Source organism: Mesorhizobium sp. M8A.F.Ca.ET.161.01.1.1, assembly GCF_004792105.1.
GTDB lineage: Bacteria > Pseudomonadota > Alphaproteobacteria > Rhizobiales > Rhizobiaceae > Mesorhizobium.
Genome location: NZ_SRTD01000098.1, coordinates 1 through 420, shown reverse-complemented (window position 1 = coordinate 420; position 420 = coordinate 1). Strand labels below are relative to the sequence as shown.

At 55.5% G+C, this 420-nt stretch carries 1 protein-coding gene; it reads left to right on the top strand.

Translation table 11 applies throughout. The annotated features are described in order from the left end of the window. Positions 1-57: 57 nt before the first annotated feature. A partial coding sequence (locus EN804_RS34815) for a GGDEF domain-containing protein (RefSeq protein ID WP_246693535.1) occupies positions 58-420 on the top strand: 363 nt, incomplete at its 3' end.

Sequence of the window (420 nt, the reverse complement as noted above, 5' to 3'; positions counted from 1 at the left end):
GCCATATTCAGTGCAGCGAGCGTCGGTGGAAACGCCCTCTGGAGACGCTCGAACCGATTGAAGGCGAACCAGGAGCAGTTGCAGTATCAGGCGGCACACGACATTCTAACCGGCCTTGCCAATCGATCGGAATTCAATGCGAGAGTTGCGACCGCCGCGCAAAATGCGAGGGAAGACGAGGCACACGCCGTGCTGTTCATCGATCTCGACAGGTTCAAGGAGGTGAACGATTCGCTTGGACATCCTGCAGGCGATAGATTGATATCACTTGTCGGGGCGCGGCTCACGAGCCTTTTGCCCGACAGTCTTGTTGCGCGGATCGGTGGTGATGAATTTACCGTACTTGTCACATCGAACGATTTGCTGCAGCCCGAGCATGTTGCAAAAGCCATTGTGGACGACCTTCGATTGCCTTTCGAG